The sequence below is a fragment of the Psychrobacter sp. P2G3 genome, from assembly GCF_001593285.1.
Lineage (GTDB): Bacteria > Pseudomonadota > Gammaproteobacteria > Pseudomonadales > Moraxellaceae > Psychrobacter.
The window spans coordinates 2860808-2876054 of record NZ_CP012529.1; the positions used below are offsets into that span (position 1 = coordinate 2860808).

13 protein-coding genes are annotated in these 15247 nt (G+C 42.7%); 7 read left to right on the plus strand and 6 right to left on the minus strand.

Annotated features, from left to right (window positions below):
* Positions 1-10 precede the first annotated feature (10 nt).
* Positions 11-766, minus strand: a complete 756-nt coding sequence (locus AK823_RS11700; protein WP_068329425.1) for a TSUP family transporter — start codon at positions 764-766, stop codon at positions 11-13.
* A gap of 637 nt (positions 767-1403) precedes the next feature.
* On the opposite strand from AK823_RS11700, the gene nhaA reads away from it, so the two are divergent.
* On the plus strand, positions 1404-2603 hold the full coding sequence (gene nhaA / locus AK823_RS11705; RefSeq protein ID WP_068329427.1) for a Na+/H+ antiporter NhaA: 1200 nt from the start codon (positions 1404-1406) through the stop codon (positions 2601-2603).
* 144 nt (positions 2604-2747) lie between these two features.
* Entirely contained in the window at positions 2748-4127 is a 1380-nt protein-coding gene (locus AK823_RS11710) for an oxygenase MpaB family protein (RefSeq protein WP_068329429.1), read from the plus strand.
* Between the two features lie 177 nt (positions 4128-4304).
* Here the strand turns inward: AK823_RS11710 and AK823_RS11715 are convergent, their stop codons facing one another.
* Entirely contained in the window at positions 4305-5042 is a 738-nt protein-coding gene (locus AK823_RS11715; protein ID WP_068329431.1) for a CoA pyrophosphatase, read from the minus strand.
* Positions 5043-5200: 158 nt separating this feature from the next.
* On the opposite strand from AK823_RS11715, the gene AK823_RS11720 reads away from it, so the two are divergent.
* Positions 5201-5716 (plus strand): HPP family protein, encoded by a 516-nt coding sequence (locus AK823_RS11720; RefSeq protein ID WP_228138862.1) that lies wholly within the window; start codon positions 5201-5203, stop codon positions 5714-5716.
* Positions 5717-6064: 348 nt separating this feature from the next.
* Positions 6065-6628 carry an NUDIX hydrolase gene (locus AK823_RS11725; RefSeq protein WP_068329433.1) on the plus strand — a complete coding sequence of 188 codons (564 nt, stop codon included), beginning with the start codon at positions 6065-6067 and terminating at the stop codon, positions 6626-6628.
* A 92-nt stretch (positions 6629-6720) separates the two neighbouring features.
* Here AK823_RS11725 and AK823_RS11730 read toward each other — a convergent pair whose 3' ends face one another.
* Positions 6721-9798 carry an insulinase family protein gene (locus tag AK823_RS11730; RefSeq protein WP_068329435.1) on the minus strand — a complete coding sequence of 1026 codons (3078 nt, stop codon included), beginning with the start codon at positions 9796-9798 and terminating at the stop codon, positions 6721-6723.
* A gap of 430 nt (positions 9799-10228) precedes the next feature.
* Here AK823_RS11730 and AK823_RS11735 point away from each other — a divergent pair, with 430 nt between their 5' ends.
* Both AK823_RS11735 and AK823_RS11740 read left to right on the plus strand, forming a co-directional pair.
* Complete coding sequence (locus tag AK823_RS11735; RefSeq protein ID WP_068037855.1) at positions 10229-10690, plus strand: universal stress protein; 462 nt, start codon at positions 10229-10231, stop codon at positions 10688-10690.
* 196 nt (positions 10691-10886) lie between these two features.
* On the plus strand, positions 10887-11354 hold the full coding sequence (locus AK823_RS11740; RefSeq protein WP_068037856.1) for a universal stress protein: 468 nt from the start codon (positions 10887-10889) through the stop codon (positions 11352-11354).
* Between the two features lie 109 nt (positions 11355-11463).
* Here the strand turns inward: AK823_RS11740 and AK823_RS11745 are convergent, their stop codons facing one another.
* Entirely contained in the window at positions 11464-12405 is a 942-nt protein-coding gene (locus AK823_RS11745) for a LysR substrate-binding domain-containing protein (RefSeq protein ID WP_068037857.1), read from the minus strand.
* Between the two features lie 191 nt (positions 12406-12596).
* Here AK823_RS11745 and AK823_RS11750 point away from each other — a divergent pair, with 191 nt between their 5' ends.
* The gene (locus AK823_RS11750) at positions 12597-13682 is read left to right on the plus strand and encodes a YeiH family putative sulfate export transporter (protein WP_068329437.1); all 1086 of its coding nucleotides are present in this window, start codon (positions 12597-12599) and stop codon (positions 13680-13682) included.
* A 386-nt stretch (positions 13683-14068) separates the two neighbouring features.
* Here AK823_RS11750 and AK823_RS11755 read toward each other — a convergent pair whose 3' ends face one another.
* Both AK823_RS11755 and AK823_RS11760 read right to left on the minus strand, forming a co-directional pair.
* Positions 14069-14278, minus strand: a complete 210-nt coding sequence (locus AK823_RS11755) for a cold-shock protein (RefSeq protein WP_010201661.1) — start codon at positions 14276-14278, stop codon at positions 14069-14071.
* Between the two features lie 241 nt (positions 14279-14519).
* Complete coding sequence (locus AK823_RS11760) at positions 14520-14945, minus strand: YbaN family protein (protein ID WP_068329440.1); 426 nt, start codon at positions 14943-14945, stop codon at positions 14520-14522.
* Positions 14946-15247: the final 302 nt, after the last annotated feature.

Genomic DNA, 15247 nt, shown 5'->3' on the forward strand with positions numbered 1-15247 from the left:
TATGGGAAGATTAGCCAAGCATGTACTTAGTCAGCATGGCTAAGCATACCAGCACAATCATCGGACGAATTAGCCTACTGCCACCCTTGACCACCATATGTGAGCCAAAATAAGCCCCTATCGTTTGTCCAACCATCATTGCCAGACCTACTTTCCACAAGACATTACCGCCCAAAATGAAGAAAATCAGCGAGCCAATATTGGTAGATAAGTTCAAGACCTTTGCCGCACCTGTCGCTTCGATAATCTGACGACCACGTAGAGCGACATTACCAAGCGCAAAGAACATACCAGTTCCCGGGCCAATATAACCATCATAAAAACCAATTAAAGGCGCAACGACTTTTTGCCATTTACCTTCTGAAATGCGCGGTGCTGCTTCTACTTCACCAAGCCTAGGTGCAAATAAGGTATAAATACCAATAGCAGCAATCAAGAAAGGAATCAGCTTTTCGAGCAAGTCAGGCGGAGACATTTGCACGGCGATAGTACCGATAACAGAACCGATGAACGCGGCAATAATAGCAACCTTGATACGCTGAGGCTTGACGACACCTTTTCTAATCATCGTAATAGAGGCAGCAAGCGCGCCTGAGGCTGCTTGTAGCTTATTAGTACCAAGTGTCAGCACTGGCGGGATATTGGCCAGTAGCATAGCTGGTATGGTCAACAGTCCACCGCCACCCGCGATAGCATCAATAAAGCCAGCAAGCGCGGCTACCGCAGTGAGCATCAAAATAATTTCTAGGGATAACGATAAGTCCATGAAACTGACCTTGTAATAATATTCTAATAAAAACAACAGTAAGCGCTAGACTATTAGCCTAGAGCTCATTAACATCAACATGAATATCAAAATAGAATAAAGAGTAAGTTGAGAGTTTTATTGAAAAGCAGTTAATTCACAAATAGATGCGGCCCATTATAGAGTTAAAACTATAAAAAAAACCAAAACGTAACAAAGTCTGCTAGATTTACTAGTTAGTATCCGCCTACTGAGCGGTAAACACTATCTGTCTATGGGCACTATCATGTCACGGCATTATATTTTATGATGGCGGTCGCAAAGCTATCTAGAAAAATAGCTAGACTGTCATATCCTAATAATGGCTGTTGCGAGTATCTATAGCAAAACATAGAATACCCTATAGCAATAAAAAAACTTCAAGGAAGAAGTCTTTAGGCCAAAGATATTTAACCGGTCGTAGTAGCGCTATCAATCATATCATCGTCTTTATATCGCCTGTCATGACCTTGCGCGGTAGACTGATATATATTGTTTAACGCATTTTATTGTTTATATTGATGAAATTATGAGAAACTGAAGCGAGCTATCCGTAATATTACGAAGTTGATAGATAGGCGTTTGAGTTTACTGTACGTATTTAGCAAATGAGGATGATATGGCAATACGAAGGGTTAAAGCGTTTTTTGAATTTGAGGCAGCAGGCGGTATTGTCTTAGCGTTGGCGGCTATTGCTGCAATGATTATTGCCAACTCCCCCCTTAGTGTTTGGTATCAAGGTTTTATTCATGCACCCGTCGCCATTCAAATTGGCGACTTTGCAATTGCCAAAGACGCTCATCATTGGATAAATGATGGTCTCATGGCGATTTTCTTTTTCTTAGTCGGACTTGAGCTCAAACGCGAAGTGCTCATTGGCGAGTTATCTAACGTTAAGCAGATTATATTACCTGCTGGTGCTGCATTAGGCGGCATGATTATGCCAGCCATTGTCTATCTAATGTTCAACTATAGTGAGCCTGAGTTTTGGAAAGGCTGGGCAATTCCAGCAGCAACTGATATTGCGTTTGCTCTCGGTATTTTGAGTCTTTTAGGTAACCGCGTACCCAACTCATTAAAAGTGTTCTTAGTATCAATTGCTATTTTTGATGATATTGGGGCGATTTTAATCATCGCTTTATTTTATACCAATGACTTATCACTAGAGTCATTAGCGGTCGCAGGCTTGTGTTTGCCTTTTTTATATTTACTTAATCGTCGCAACGTCACCAGCATTACGCCTTATCTGCTCATCGGTGTCATTATGTGGATTGCGGTACTCAAATCCGGTATTCATGCGACTTTAGCAGGGGTGGTTTTAGCACTATTTATCCCTATGTTCGACCGTACTGATCCTGAACACTCACCGCTTGAAGAGCTAGAGCATGATTTACATAATACCGTTGCTTTTGGTATTCTGCCATTATTTGCCTTTGCCAACTCCGGTATATCGCTAAAAGGTGCAGGTCTTGCTGAGCTATTCCATTCAGTGCCACTTGGTATCGCCGCAGGGCTATTCATCGGTAAACAACTAGGCGTTATGATTATGTGCTGGTTAATCTTTAAACTTGGTATCTCAACCATGCCAAGAGGGATGAATTACAAGCAAATCTACGGTGCCGCTTTACTGTGCGGTGTTGGCTTTACCATGAGCTTATTTATCGGTGGCTTGGCATTTGCTGGCGATACCACGCTATTCGATGAACGTTTAGGCATCATTATGGGCTCGATCGTATCTGGTATTGCTGGTTACATCATGCTAAAACTAAGCTTAAAAGATAGTGTCAGCGGGACATCAGTAGATTTAACTCGTCATTGATATTTGTGCCGAAGGTTTAGATATAGACAATACCTATTATGAGTCTTATGATATAAATTGAGCTTCATAATGCGCTAACAGTTTATAACAACTGTTAGCGCATTTGATTATCAGTAGCGCCAGCTATGATGGTACATTATAAATATGAAACCCAAAACTCCTTCTAAAAGTGATACCGACATCTCTAATGAGCAGCTTATACAGAATAAAAAACCTGTAGCGAGCTATCAGCGTCATGGGCGTACTACTGCCATTACAGATCATAGTGATCTACAAGTCCTACGCCGTATCAGGCGTTACCTGCTACCTAAAGACTTCACTATCTCGCAAGATTTATTAGAGGGGATAGTAGTTGGTTACGATATTGGTGATCCGCTGGCGGATGCGTTGGCGGCTGATGGGATTCGCTTTGGCCGTCCGCTACAGAATTTGATAGTCGATGGTAACGTAAATCCTAGTATCAATATTGACCTTACTACTAACCCATCATTTAGCTCATTAACTGAGCAATTTAGCAGTCACCCTGATTGGTTTGATCCCAAGCTTGCGCAAATTGGTGCGGTCGCCTATCGCCGTTATCCGCTGATGCTCATTTGGCTACTGCGTAACGTTGCACTAATGGCAGGCTACAGCATCCCTGCTCTCTCGCTACCGCTCATTCAGACCGGTGCCTTGATGCATGACGCTCTACCACGCTTGATGCGTACCTACGCTTATATCCTAGCGGTATCTGAACACCCACAACTAGACTCTAGCGCACATCATAATCATAATAATAACCGCAAACCTATTGACCAAGTATTAGCGATCGGCTCTGAGGGCTGGCGCCAGTCAATCCATGTACGTCAGATTCATACATTGGTACGCCAAAACTTGCTTAAAGGTAAAGGCAATGCTGCCGCAGGCGTCATACCAAATGCCGATCAACATCATAATCCTGATGGTACTTGGAATACGGCCTATTGGGGTATCCCCATTAATCAGACAGATATGATTGCGACTCACTTGCAGTTTTCACTATTAATTATGCGTGGATTGCAGCTGCTGGGAGCACGGATTAGCACAGAAGAAGCTGAGGGCATCTTGCATCTGTGGAATCTTGCCAGCTACTGGATGGGTGTTGATTTGCAGCGTTTGCCAAAAGATGAAGCCGCCTGCTGGGAATGGCTTTATACCTATTTATCCATTCAGCAGCTTGACTTTAAAATGGGCAGACCGCTTGCCAAAGCCTTGCACGATTTGCCACGCCAGCTAATGGGTGAGGACAATCGACGTGGACGCTTCGTTGAGATGGTTAATGCTAGTGTGACACGCACCATAGTCGGTGATGATGTTGGTGATGGACTACAATTGCCCAAATCAAAGATACGTTTTGGGGTACTGTCTTCAGTGCCTATCTTGTTCGCTCTTGATACGGCTCGCCAACACAATAGTGCTGTTGCTGACAAGCTTGAGCAGTTCCGCGCTAAGCGCCAAGATAACATGAACTGGTGGCTTAAGAAAAACGATGACTACTATAAATAAAAAACATAGCTCAAGAATATTATTAGTAGTAAATAGAATATCCTGAACCATTATCAATAGCGTAAACAATAACTATAATAAATCCACAAAAAGCGTGTTCGATTATGGCTCTGTGTTAAAGGGTTCTACGTTAAATAAGTGTATATTAAAAGGTTAGACGCTATAAGACTATAACCTTCACAGCCTTGTGTTTTGTATACGGTAATACCATTCAAGCTGCCGATCAAACCCAGTTTCTAGTAGGCTGGCAATGACGCGTCCCGTCAGACCCCACACTGTTTCACCCTCCACTTGCCAGCTGGGTGTGAGTATGGTCGAGGTTTCATCCTGCATCGTGTACTCTACCGAATACTCTACGGTTGGCTGCGTGAGTAACGTTTCAAAATCTGCCCAAAAGATGCGCGATATCTCCCCCATCTCAGGCACCAACACTAAGCCTGGAGCAATGAGAGCTACGATTGGGCGCACACTCATGCCACTTTTAGAGGTTTGAATAGGTAATTGACCGAGCAGCTGTACTTTATTTGGCGGTAACGCAGTCTCCTCACAAGCTTCACGTAAGGCAGTGACGACATTATTGCCATCGCCTATTTCATACTTACCACCAGCGCATGATACTTCCCCGGCGTGACTGTTCATGTGTGCGGCGCGGCGCGTTAGTAGCAGCTTTGGATGGCGCTCATGAGTGATGGCGACCAGTATCGAAGCATCAGCAATCGGTGTCTGATATAGACTGTCTAAAATTCGAGCACTTTGAGAGGTATTGTAAGAGCTATACATCGCTGGACTGGTGACTGCGTTTAAGGTCTCATGCTGCACCCGTTCAGCCAACTTTCTGAGTGTAGGTTGACGAATCAACGTTGGTACAACGACTGACAGTTCATCAAAACTTGCAGACTGCGGATGTATTAACATTATAATCGGCCTATATTTTTATCAGTATTAAGTGTCGTTAAGAAGTTTTATTAAGAAGTGTCAGTAAGTTAGGTTATCCATAAAAAAGTCTCAAAAAGAAGAAGACTTATCATGAATCAAATAGCTAAATTTATCAGTATATTATCTAGGAAACGCTAGTGAATAAGATTTTTTCATTAAATAAAATGCAAGGTAAAATTGATGACTGCCCCCAACGATTACCCTTATTTATTATTGGGCTCGCTTGGCTAGGCGGTACGCTGGCAACAGCAGCGCTGGCCTTAATTGGTAGTTGGCAAAATGTCGCCATGATTTTGGGCTCATTTGGCGCTAGCTGTCTGCTTATTTTTGCTTATCCAGAAAGCCCGTTTGCTCAACCTAGAAACATCGTTGGTGGTCATTTTATTACCACTTTCACTGGTTTATCTTTTATGTCTATATTCGGTATTGAGTGGTGGAGCTTGGCACTCGCTGTCGGTACTGCTATTGCCCTCATGCTACTGTTTCGAGTACCGCACCCGCCAGCAGGTTCAAACCCATTAATCGTCATGCTTGGCGGTGTTAAGTGGCACTTTTTAATCACACCAACTTTGATAGGTGCACTCGCCTTAGTAGTCGTTGCCTTGATTTATAACAACATCGGCAGAGGCAGACATTATCCTAGGTATTGGTAGTTTCGCTAAGCTATATACTAGCTTTTATCATAGCCTAAATTAGCGCTGTCTAGTCACCACTACGTAAGCTTTACGTGACTGGCTGTTCCTAAACAGGGCAGTCATACCCTATTAACTAGTATATTAACAACTTTTAATTTAAGGCATGTTTGCTCTATTGCTGATAAATGACGTGTTCATGTTACCAACATTCAGCACTGCGCTGTTTTATGCTATCTTAAGATAAAGTTTAGAACTAGAATTATATCTTGTGGTTATACTTATAAAAGCACCACACCGATAAAAACATTCAAAAAATCAAAAAACCATTTACCTCTCTTGTTATTTCATCAAAATAAGGCAGTTGATATGCGCTATTGTCTAGAATGCGGTCATGAAGCGGAACGCAAAATACCAGCTACTGATAATATACCGCGCTTGGTGTGCCCAAATTGTGGTTATATTCATTACGAAAACCCAAAAGTAATTTGTGGCTCCTTGGTAGTGTATAAAGAAAGAGTACTGCTATGCCGCCGCGCTATCGAACCTCAATATGGTTTATGGACCATACCAGCGGGCTTTATGGAAAATGGTGAAACGATGGCTGAAGGAGCAGCACGCGAGAGCTTTGAAGAAGCGGATGCAGTGGTAATCAATCCGAATTTATACTGCATTTATGATATTCCAGATATTGGTCAAATCTACAGTATATATTTGACCGATCTAAAGGATGGTGCCTACGGTATCGGCTCTGAAAGCCTAGACTGTGCATTATTTAGTGAAGAAGACATTCCATGGGATACTATCGCTTTTGAAGCAGTACGTCGCACCTTGACCAGCTATTTCGCTGATCGTAAGCAGTTTGATGAGCTGTCCGACTTCCCTATTCATCAAGATCTTATCGGTAAGGATCAAAGTATTAAACGCTATTAAATTGTATACGAAATAGCAAAAGCCAAGCATTACGCTTGGCTTTTTTTGCATTAGCTCTTCTGTAATAAAGCCTCTTAGCTTAACAAAGTCTCTTAGCTTTTAATTTTGCAAACCTTAAAGTCTAAGTTTTTGATCTCATCTTCTTTATCATATGGCGCGAGTACCGCACGCACATGTTTTTGCCCTTGCAAGTATTGCTTGGCCACGCGCTGCAAGTCATCGACCGTCACTGCCAAAATCGATGCACGCATTTTACGTTGCCAGTCTGCACCGCGATTATGCAGGTCAGCAAAACAAGCTTTAACAGCTTCGCCTGCTGGAGAGCCTGGCTTATCCATACCTGAGATAATCCCTAAGATAGCTTCTTCTAACTGCTCATCTGTTTGTGGCTCATTCAGTAACCATTCGATACTGGCATCGAAATGTGCAAAAGTTTCGGCACAATACGGATCACGATAGCTAAAAAACTTAAACGAGCAAGCATTGGCATCGTAACCAGCACCGCCACCATAAGCACCACCGCGCTCACGGATAGCACTGTGCAGATAACCATTACGCAGATAAGGCGCTAACACCATTAGTGCTGCCGTATCTGGATGGTCAGCAGCTGGAACGGTATAGGCACTAGCATTATGATAGACGTTGGTCGGAACTAGCCAAGCCAAATCTTCAACATCGACAGTAGTACCACTTTCTAGTGCTCTGACCGCGTCTTTTTCACCATTCAAAGCTGAATCTAATTTTAAATCCGCAAACTCGCTTGGGATATTATCTTCAATACCAGCATCAGAACCTTTCAGCTTTTCAGCCAGCTCTGGTGCACGGCTGTCTTTCCAGCTATCGATAATCAAGTTGCTTAAGCGTTCGGTTTGCTCCGCTTCACAAATGATAACGGCATGTTTGGGTAAGCTAATTAAACGCTGATGTAAGTCCATCAAACTAGTTGCCAGCTGATCCCATTGCGCATCATCTTGACTGGCATGCGTCAAAAACTCTTTAAGCGCATTAAGTGCCGGCAAGCCACTGCGTACATACTCTAGCTGCGCTTGACGACTCATACCGCGACTGGCAGTTTGCATCGCATAAGCATGTCCTGAGCCCGCAAGGTTTGACTGCCAGCCTGCTTGACGCTGCTGCAAGATCTCTTTGATACGATCATGCTCAGTAAAGACGCTATGCTCCATCACTTCTTTGAGTAAATCAATGGCTTCAGGTTTACGATTAAGCGCGCGCGTCGCTACGACAAAGTAGCTGCTAATTGATTGGCTATCATCAATGTCCGTGCGCTGGCTGATACGCGCCGTCACCCCTGATGAATGCGCTGCTTGCTTAGCTTGCAGCTCATGAGCACTCAAAGAGTCCGTACCTAGCTCAGACAGCAAGCTTAAATATATAGGCAATAGCGGATGATTAATGACTTCATTAACTGGTAACTCACTTGTATCCTCATGACCAATCGCATTCGTCAACGGCACAATCACTTGATAATAATATAAGCCATTGGTGCCCGCTTCATATTCAAATAAAGTACTGTCTTGCCCGCTTAAACGCACTTGTTTTTGCGTGCCTTGCTTAAAGCTGATATCCGTCGGTACGTCTTCCAAACCAACTTTTGGTAATAAACTTAAATCATCCGGTGCAGTTTGACGCGCTGCTAAATCCAACGCCTGTTTATGCAGGATATCTTTATCATCAGCCGTCAGATCCATCGCGATAGTATCGAGACGGGTCTGCTCAGCTGCTACAAGACGAGCTGATTTTTCACTATCCGGCGTGAGCGTCACGCGTACTCGGTGATTATTATCGAGTAGATGCTGTTTAATTAAATTAGGCAACCACTGCTCATCTTTTACCTGTTCACGCAGCCATTGTAGATGCTCGTCCACTTCCCACACATCGATAGGATTGCCATCATGTATCGCTGTACTAAAGCCTTCTAACATCAAATTCAGACCATAAGGCATGCTATCACCGCCGATATGACGTTGATCAATCTCAATCTGATGTAGGATGGTTTCAATAGTTTCATCATCGATTGGTGTACTAGCAACTTTAGCCAGCAAATCCATAATGCCCTGCTCTACCGCATCGGCATGCTCAGGGTTTGAACCACGTAATCCAGTATAAAAGACCATCTCATAATGGCTGTCGTCCAGTCCTAATAACGGACTTGGCGAGGTTCCTAGCGGATGACTATCCAGATACGCACGCAACGGCGAACCAGAATGCTCAATCAACACCCCTTCTAACAAACGTAATGCAAGGCGCTGTTTGGGATCGGTAATCGACGGTAGTAACCATGCAACCACATGATGGGTTTGATCAGGGCCAGCTTCGTCAGCAGTATAAGTATCTGTGGCACTAATCGGCGCAGACAAACGCTGCTCCGGACGCGAGACGTGTTTTTTACCTGCTTCAAACTGAATCAAAGCATCTTCATGTATTTTTGCTTGAGTCTCAGCAACCGGAATATTACCAAAGCTCATGATGATACTGTTCGATGGATGATAATGGCTTTGATGAAACTCAACCAACTCATGATGCGTCAGATCAGGAATATCAGCAGGATCGCCACCTGAATTATAGTGATACGTCGTCGTTGGGAATAAATGATGAGCGACCGCATGATAGAGCTGATCAATCTCACCGCTCATGGCACCTTTCATCTCATTAAAGACGATACCCTTAAACTGCGGCTTATCATTTTCGTCTAATTCTACGCGAATACCTTCTTGAGCAAAGTCGAGCGGGTGAATATTGGGGAAAAATGACGCATCAAGATACACGGCAAGCAAGTTAAAGTAATCGTTTTTGTTTTGGGTGGCATACGGATACGCTGTCCAATCGGCAGCGGTCATCGCATTCATAAAAGTATTGAGCGAGCGCTTAATCATTGAAAAGAATGGATCACGTACTGGGAACTTCTCAGAACCACATAAAGCAACATGCTCTAAAATATGTGCCTCGCCTTTTGAATCCATTGGCTGGGTACGAAAGCCCACTAAAAAAGCATTTTCATCACTTGCATGCGCCAAATGATAGTGCATCGCGCCCGTTTTGACATGCTGACTGATCAGCACATCCATTGATAGCGCCTCAATATGGCGATGCTCAATAAGCTCAAATGCTGGATGCAAAGTTAAGTCAGCGGTAAATGGCGTGTCAGTCATAGTTGTCCTTAAAGCTCATAATGTAAATAATGCCCTTACGAGCAGGGTAAATAGATTGATAAAAATTGTCGTTATAAAAACTGTTGTACAGTGGTTATAAGTTATACAGTGTTTATAAAAGAGTTGAACCTCAAAATTATACTGGGAATTTTTTAAATTTAATCATTTAAAATAATTGGCCTAGCGCTAATAGATGGGGCTCGCACATTGATAAGTCAAGTCAGCAGGAGACAAACTATGACTACGAGCAGTTTAATGAAGGCTTGATGAACATTTATTAATTGTGCAACAACTACTTAATAACGACCACCTCATTCATTACCATCCTCACAACCGAACCCACACAATTACCACAACTAAAATATGGATTTAACCTTAACAAAGATGTTCAGCACTGTTACTATGAAGTTACTACTAATAGGAGCGCATTATGAGCTACCAACATATTTTACTGGTTACCGACTTGCTATCTGATGCCGATATAGTTGCTCAAAGAGCCAAACGTATCCTCGCAGGCTCCCCTGAAGCTAAGTTATCGGTACTGCATATCGTTGAAGATGACATGGTGCGCTTTGGCTACGAGCTAGTACCCGCATCTAGCCTCTCAGGTGATGTCGATGGCAAACATTGGCAAGAAGCACGAGCTAAACTCGCACAGTTCCTTGCACGTAATAATTTACGAGCAGTCAATTCTGAGGTCACTGCTGCCATCTCTAACGATGAAGGTATTGTTAATTACTGTCGTAAAAAGGACGTTGACTTACTTATTATCGGACGTCATGAGCGCCACGGTATCGCTGCATGGTTAATCGGTGCAACCGCAGATAATATCTTGCCCAATGCTCCTTGCGATAGCCTAGTCGTCAAACTTGATCAGCCAGTACCCCAATAAGTTTGGCATGGCTGTCTATCCATTTGGCTGCATCAGTTTGGTTCTATAAGTTTGGCTGCAAAATTAGACATGTCTAAATCCTACCGAGAAGCATAGCGGACTATTTGCCAGTACATATTTAAAAGCCACAATCCATTACTTAACAGCCGTCAATAGTAGTGCTATAGTTAAGACTACTTGCTACGAGGAGATCCTCATGACTTACCAACATATTTTACTGGTTACTGACCTATTATCCGACGCCGACATAGTTGCCCAAAAGGCCAAACGCATCGTTGATAATCGTCCTGGTTCCAAGCTATCGGTACTACATATTGTCAAAGATACTATGGTAGGCTTTGGTTATGAGTTGGTACCTGCCTCGAGCTTATACGATGAGATTGATGATGAGCGCTGCCAAGAAGCGCGCGCAAAGCTGGCAAAGTTTTTAGAGCGCAACGAATTAAATGCGGTAAATTCTGAAGTAACCACCGCCATCTCTAACAGTGAAGGTATCGTTAATTATTGTCATAAGCATGACGTTGATTTACTGGTCATCGGACGCCACGAGCGTCACGGTATTGCTGCATGGCTAAGCGGAGCAACGGCGGATAATATCTTGCCAAATGTGCCCTGTGATAGTTTAGTAGTCAGACTTGATAAGCCAGTGTCAAAACGCAGCTAATCTATTGGGCGTAGATAGCACTTAGTATCAAATACATAGTATTAGACACAAGAAAGCGCACTGTAGACAGATATCTACGGCGCGCTTTTTTATGTTTAGTACTATATGTCTAACTGCCTTGTTCTTGAATAATATCTATAAAGGTTTGCCAAATCGGGCTTTGGTGACGGGCTTTATGCCAAACTAGCCACCATGTACGCGACAAATCAATGCCCGCTACTTTTACTTGTACTAGTTTTCCCGCCGCTAATTCTGTCTCAATAACATGTTGCGATAGGCAGCCAAGGCCAATATCTGCACTAACCATATGCTTGATGGCCTCCGACTGTTGAATCGCCATAATGACCTCGGCATCGGGTAGATGCTTGAGCAACTTCTCATCGATAATCTGCCGCGTGCCCGAACCTGCTTCACGCACTAGTAGCGGTAATTTGGCTAACTGCGCTATCGTAATATTATAAAGATTCTCATTTTCTTGATAATCAGCCAAACCTACCAACCATTTGCTATCGCGTTTAGCAAAGATCATCAAAGTATCTGTCCGCCATTCTCGCTGTTCAATGGCTTTCATATCTGTCGGACGCGGCATACCTTCTACTAAGGCAATATCAATATTTAACTGCTCGACTTCGCTAACCACTTCTTGGGTATTAGCAATATACATATCGACATTGGCATCCGGCAGCGCCTCGTATAGCTTGGCAAGCAGCGGTGGCAATACATAATTGCCGATAGTTGTACTCGCCCCAATATGAATCTGCCCTGCTTGATACTTATGATAATGCTCAAGCGTTAGTGACTGCCCCAAGATTGCTTGCGCTTGTACATAAACGGGATGGGCATTAGGGTGCTGATTGAGCCTGCGCCCTACCCGCTCAAATAATGGCATCTGCAATCTTGCTTCTAGTTCAGTCAGCGCACTACTGACTGCCGACTGTGATAGGTGCAACTCCTCACTAGCACGACTGGTGCTACCCGTCTGATAAATACTAACAAATACCGCCAATTGTTTTAGCGTAATCTTCGGTAGCGTCTGCATCGCTTTTTTCATTATTAAATTACACCTTATGCCAGCCTCTCAATATCATTTATTGATATTAACCCCTTAATAATACCTTACTAACCTAAAATTTCGATAACTTATATCTTATTAATCTGTTTTTATTATAAATCAGGTTGGCTTATACTGTCTATTCATAAGCTTATGCTTATTTTGATTTTCTATAATAGGATGCGTCTGTCATGCACGCTTTTGCCCAATCAGTGAATCATTATTTTCCAACTAACCGTCACTTAGCAGGGCTGGTTGTGGTTCTGATCGGTAGCCTATTTTGTTTATGGCTTAATACCAGTTTAGACACTTGGTCGAACGGCCGTATCGTTGGACTATCATCCTTAACATTAGCAATTTTGCTCGGTATGCTATTGGGCAATACGGTTTATCCTAATTTCGCTGAACGCTTAAATGCTGGGGTATGCTTTGCTAAAGGGCAGATTTTACGCCTAGCCATTATGTTTTACGGCTTTAAGCTGACAATGACCCAGGTCGCCAGCGTTGGTATGCCAGCGATTATGACTGATGCGCTAGTATTGACTTCAACCTTTTTATTAACCTACTGGCTGGGTACTAAGTGGCTAAAAGTCGATAGAAAAACAACTTTATTAATTGGTTCAGGCGCTAGTATTTGCGGTGCAGCAGCGGTAATTGCAGCAGAGCCAGTGGTCAAAGCTGAAGCGCATAAAGTTACTATCGCTGTAGCAACGGTTGTGGTGTTTGGCACTATTGCTATGCTGCTCTACCCTTTCTTATATCATCTCGGTTGGTTGCAGCCGTGGCTGAATGCCCAACAGTATGGCATTTATACAGGCTCGACCATACATGAAGTGGCGCAAGTCGTAGTCGCTGGTAATGCTATTAGTCCTGAGGTTGGGAATACGGCTGTCGTGACCAAAATGATACGAGTCATGATGCTTGCGCCATTTTTACTTATCTTATCCTTTGCTTTAACCAAGGGCGACAATGAAAATAACGATGAGAAGTTGTCGTTTATAGCGCGTGTCAAACAAGTCAACGTACCGTGGTTTGCCTTTATTTTTATTGTTATCGTCGTACTGCATACATGGGTGCCGATGTCTGAGGGCTTTGAGCATAGTATGGTTATGCTAGATGACGTCTTGCTAACGATGGCGATGTTTGCACTGGGTTTAACGACCCATTTAAGCGCGATTAAGCAAGCTGGCGTTAAGCCGCTCATCTTAGGCGCTATTATGTTTGGTTGGCTGATCGTTGGCGGTGGTCTGATTAATATTGGCATTAGCTCTATCTAACTGATTCAATTACTTAATATAGTCAGCCCTAAATAAAGGAAGTACAAAATTATAACGCTCTACTGGGATGAGTTTTGCGCAGCCTCTGTCTGCGTAGGCACAGCAAGAAAGGAAAAATTATCCCAGTAGTGCTGTATTTATTTTATAGTGGATCGACTATACCTATCGCTCAACATTCATCACATTTTCCAAAATCAAAAATGCCTACGACTATCGCAATAGTACGTAGGCATTTTTAATTCTATACTTTGACTTCAATGCCATTTGGCATAAAGCTCAAGTTATAGATATTAAGGTTTCAACATTAAATAGCTTACATTAAATCATAGACAAAAAAAAACGAACCCGAAGGTCCGTTTTTTAAACATCTATTTATCTAATTAAGATTAGATAGCAACGATGTTATGTGCTTGTGGGCCTTTTTGGCCTTGAGTTACAGTGAACTCAACTTCTTGGCCTTCAGCCAAAGTTTTGAAACCTGAACCAGTGATTTCGCTGTAATGAGCAAAAACGTCTGCGCCAGTTTCTGGAGCGATAAAACCAAAGCCTTTAGCTTCGTTGAACCACTTAACTGTACCTTTTTGAGTATCTGACATACTAATAATCCTACTTTTTAATTTATTTGTGGCCTAGTGACCGGTAACGCTTGCAAATAGCTACTGAACGATAAATATTAAAACGAAGGATTATAACTAATACTACGAGGTAATGATTTGGTGCAGAACTGCTCTTAAGCTTGAGCGTATTATAAGACGCTAATCCCATTAGCGCAAGCTTTATCTCAAATTTCATGTAAACGAATATATAAAATCGTGCTTTTTATCCGCTATTTGGTGTTTATTTAGCGTTTGGAAGGCGGAACAAATACATTGCTACCCCACTACATACAACGGCTACCACCCATGCCATCCACATCATATCTGCTGGTATTTTATAAAACAACATAGCTGTAGATAATGCCATCATAATAGTCGCAAGCCACTTAGCGTAGCGCGGTACGGCATGATTATCTTCCCAATCACGGACAAACTTGCCAAAAAACTTATGATTGATCAGCCAAAAGTGAAAGCGTCGTGAGCTACGCGCCCAGCAGCCCGCTGCCAATAATATAAACGGCGCTGTCGGCATTACGGGCAATAACACCCCAACAATACCTAAAACAAAGAATATCCAACCCATGATAAGAAAAGTCCAACGCACCGTAGGGTTAGCGGACTGGTTGGTCTTTGGTCGGTAATAAAAGGCATTTTTCTTTTCAGTCATGAAAGTGATATCGGTTGGCGATAGAAAGTAGATAGCTAAAATTAAAATATGAATTCAAGTACGAATCTAAATCAAGAGTGATAGCTATCTATATAAGTGTGTAAGCATGCAATAACGTGTGAAACTGCGCAAGGTTATTTTTGCGACATTTTGCTATTAAGAGGTATGTTTGGTTGGGGTTCGAATAAATCAGAAGATTCAAATGAGAGAAGAAATATTATCAAATATGCCAGTAAGTACCAGCCTTGAAACGAATAAAATGTTTGTTTTGCTGTATGCTGAGGAAGTAATCGTCTATTTAC

Bases quoted from the DNA above. Each gene is read 5' to 3' on its own strand.
- AK823_RS11760 (WP_068329440.1), bottom strand. From the start codon at position 14,945: ATGACTGAAAAGAAAAATGCCTTTTATTACCGACCAAAGACCAACCAG.
- AK823_RS11750 (WP_068329437.1), top strand. From the start codon at position 12,597: ATGCACGCTTTTGCCCAATCAGTGAATCATTATTTTCCAACTAACCGT.
- AK823_RS11730 (WP_068329435.1), bottom strand. From the start codon at position 9,798: ATGACTGACACGCCATTTACCGCTGACTTAACTTTGCATCCAGCATTT.
- AK823_RS11710 (WP_068329429.1), top strand. From the start codon at position 2,748: ATGAAACCCAAAACTCCTTCTAAAAGTGATACCGACATCTCTAATGAG.
- AK823_RS11725 (WP_068329433.1), top strand. From the start codon at position 6,065: ATGCGCTATTGTCTAGAATGCGGTCATGAAGCGGAACGCAAAATACCA.
- AK823_RS11755 (WP_010201661.1), bottom strand. From the start codon at position 14,278: ATGTCAGATACTCAAAAAGGTACAGTTAAGTGGTTCAACGAAGCTAAA.
- AK823_RS11740 (WP_068037856.1), top strand. From the start codon at position 10,887: ATGACTTACCAACATATTTTACTGGTTACTGACCTATTATCCGACGCC.
- AK823_RS11700 (WP_068329425.1), bottom strand. From the start codon at position 766: ATGGACTTATCGTTATCCCTAGAAATTATTTTGATGCTCACTGCGGTA.
- AK823_RS11735 (WP_068037855.1), top strand. From the start codon at position 10,229: ATGAGCTACCAACATATTTTACTGGTTACCGACTTGCTATCTGATGCC.
- AK823_RS11745 (WP_068037857.1), bottom strand. From the start codon at position 12,405: ATGAAAAAAGCGATGCAGACGCTACCGAAGATTACGCTAAAACAATTG.
- AK823_RS11715 (WP_068329431.1), bottom strand. From the start codon at position 5,042: ATGTTAATACATCCGCAGTCTGCAAGTTTTGATGAACTGTCAGTCGTT.
- nhaA (WP_068329427.1), top strand. From the start codon at position 1,404: ATGGCAATACGAAGGGTTAAAGCGTTTTTTGAATTTGAGGCAGCAGGC.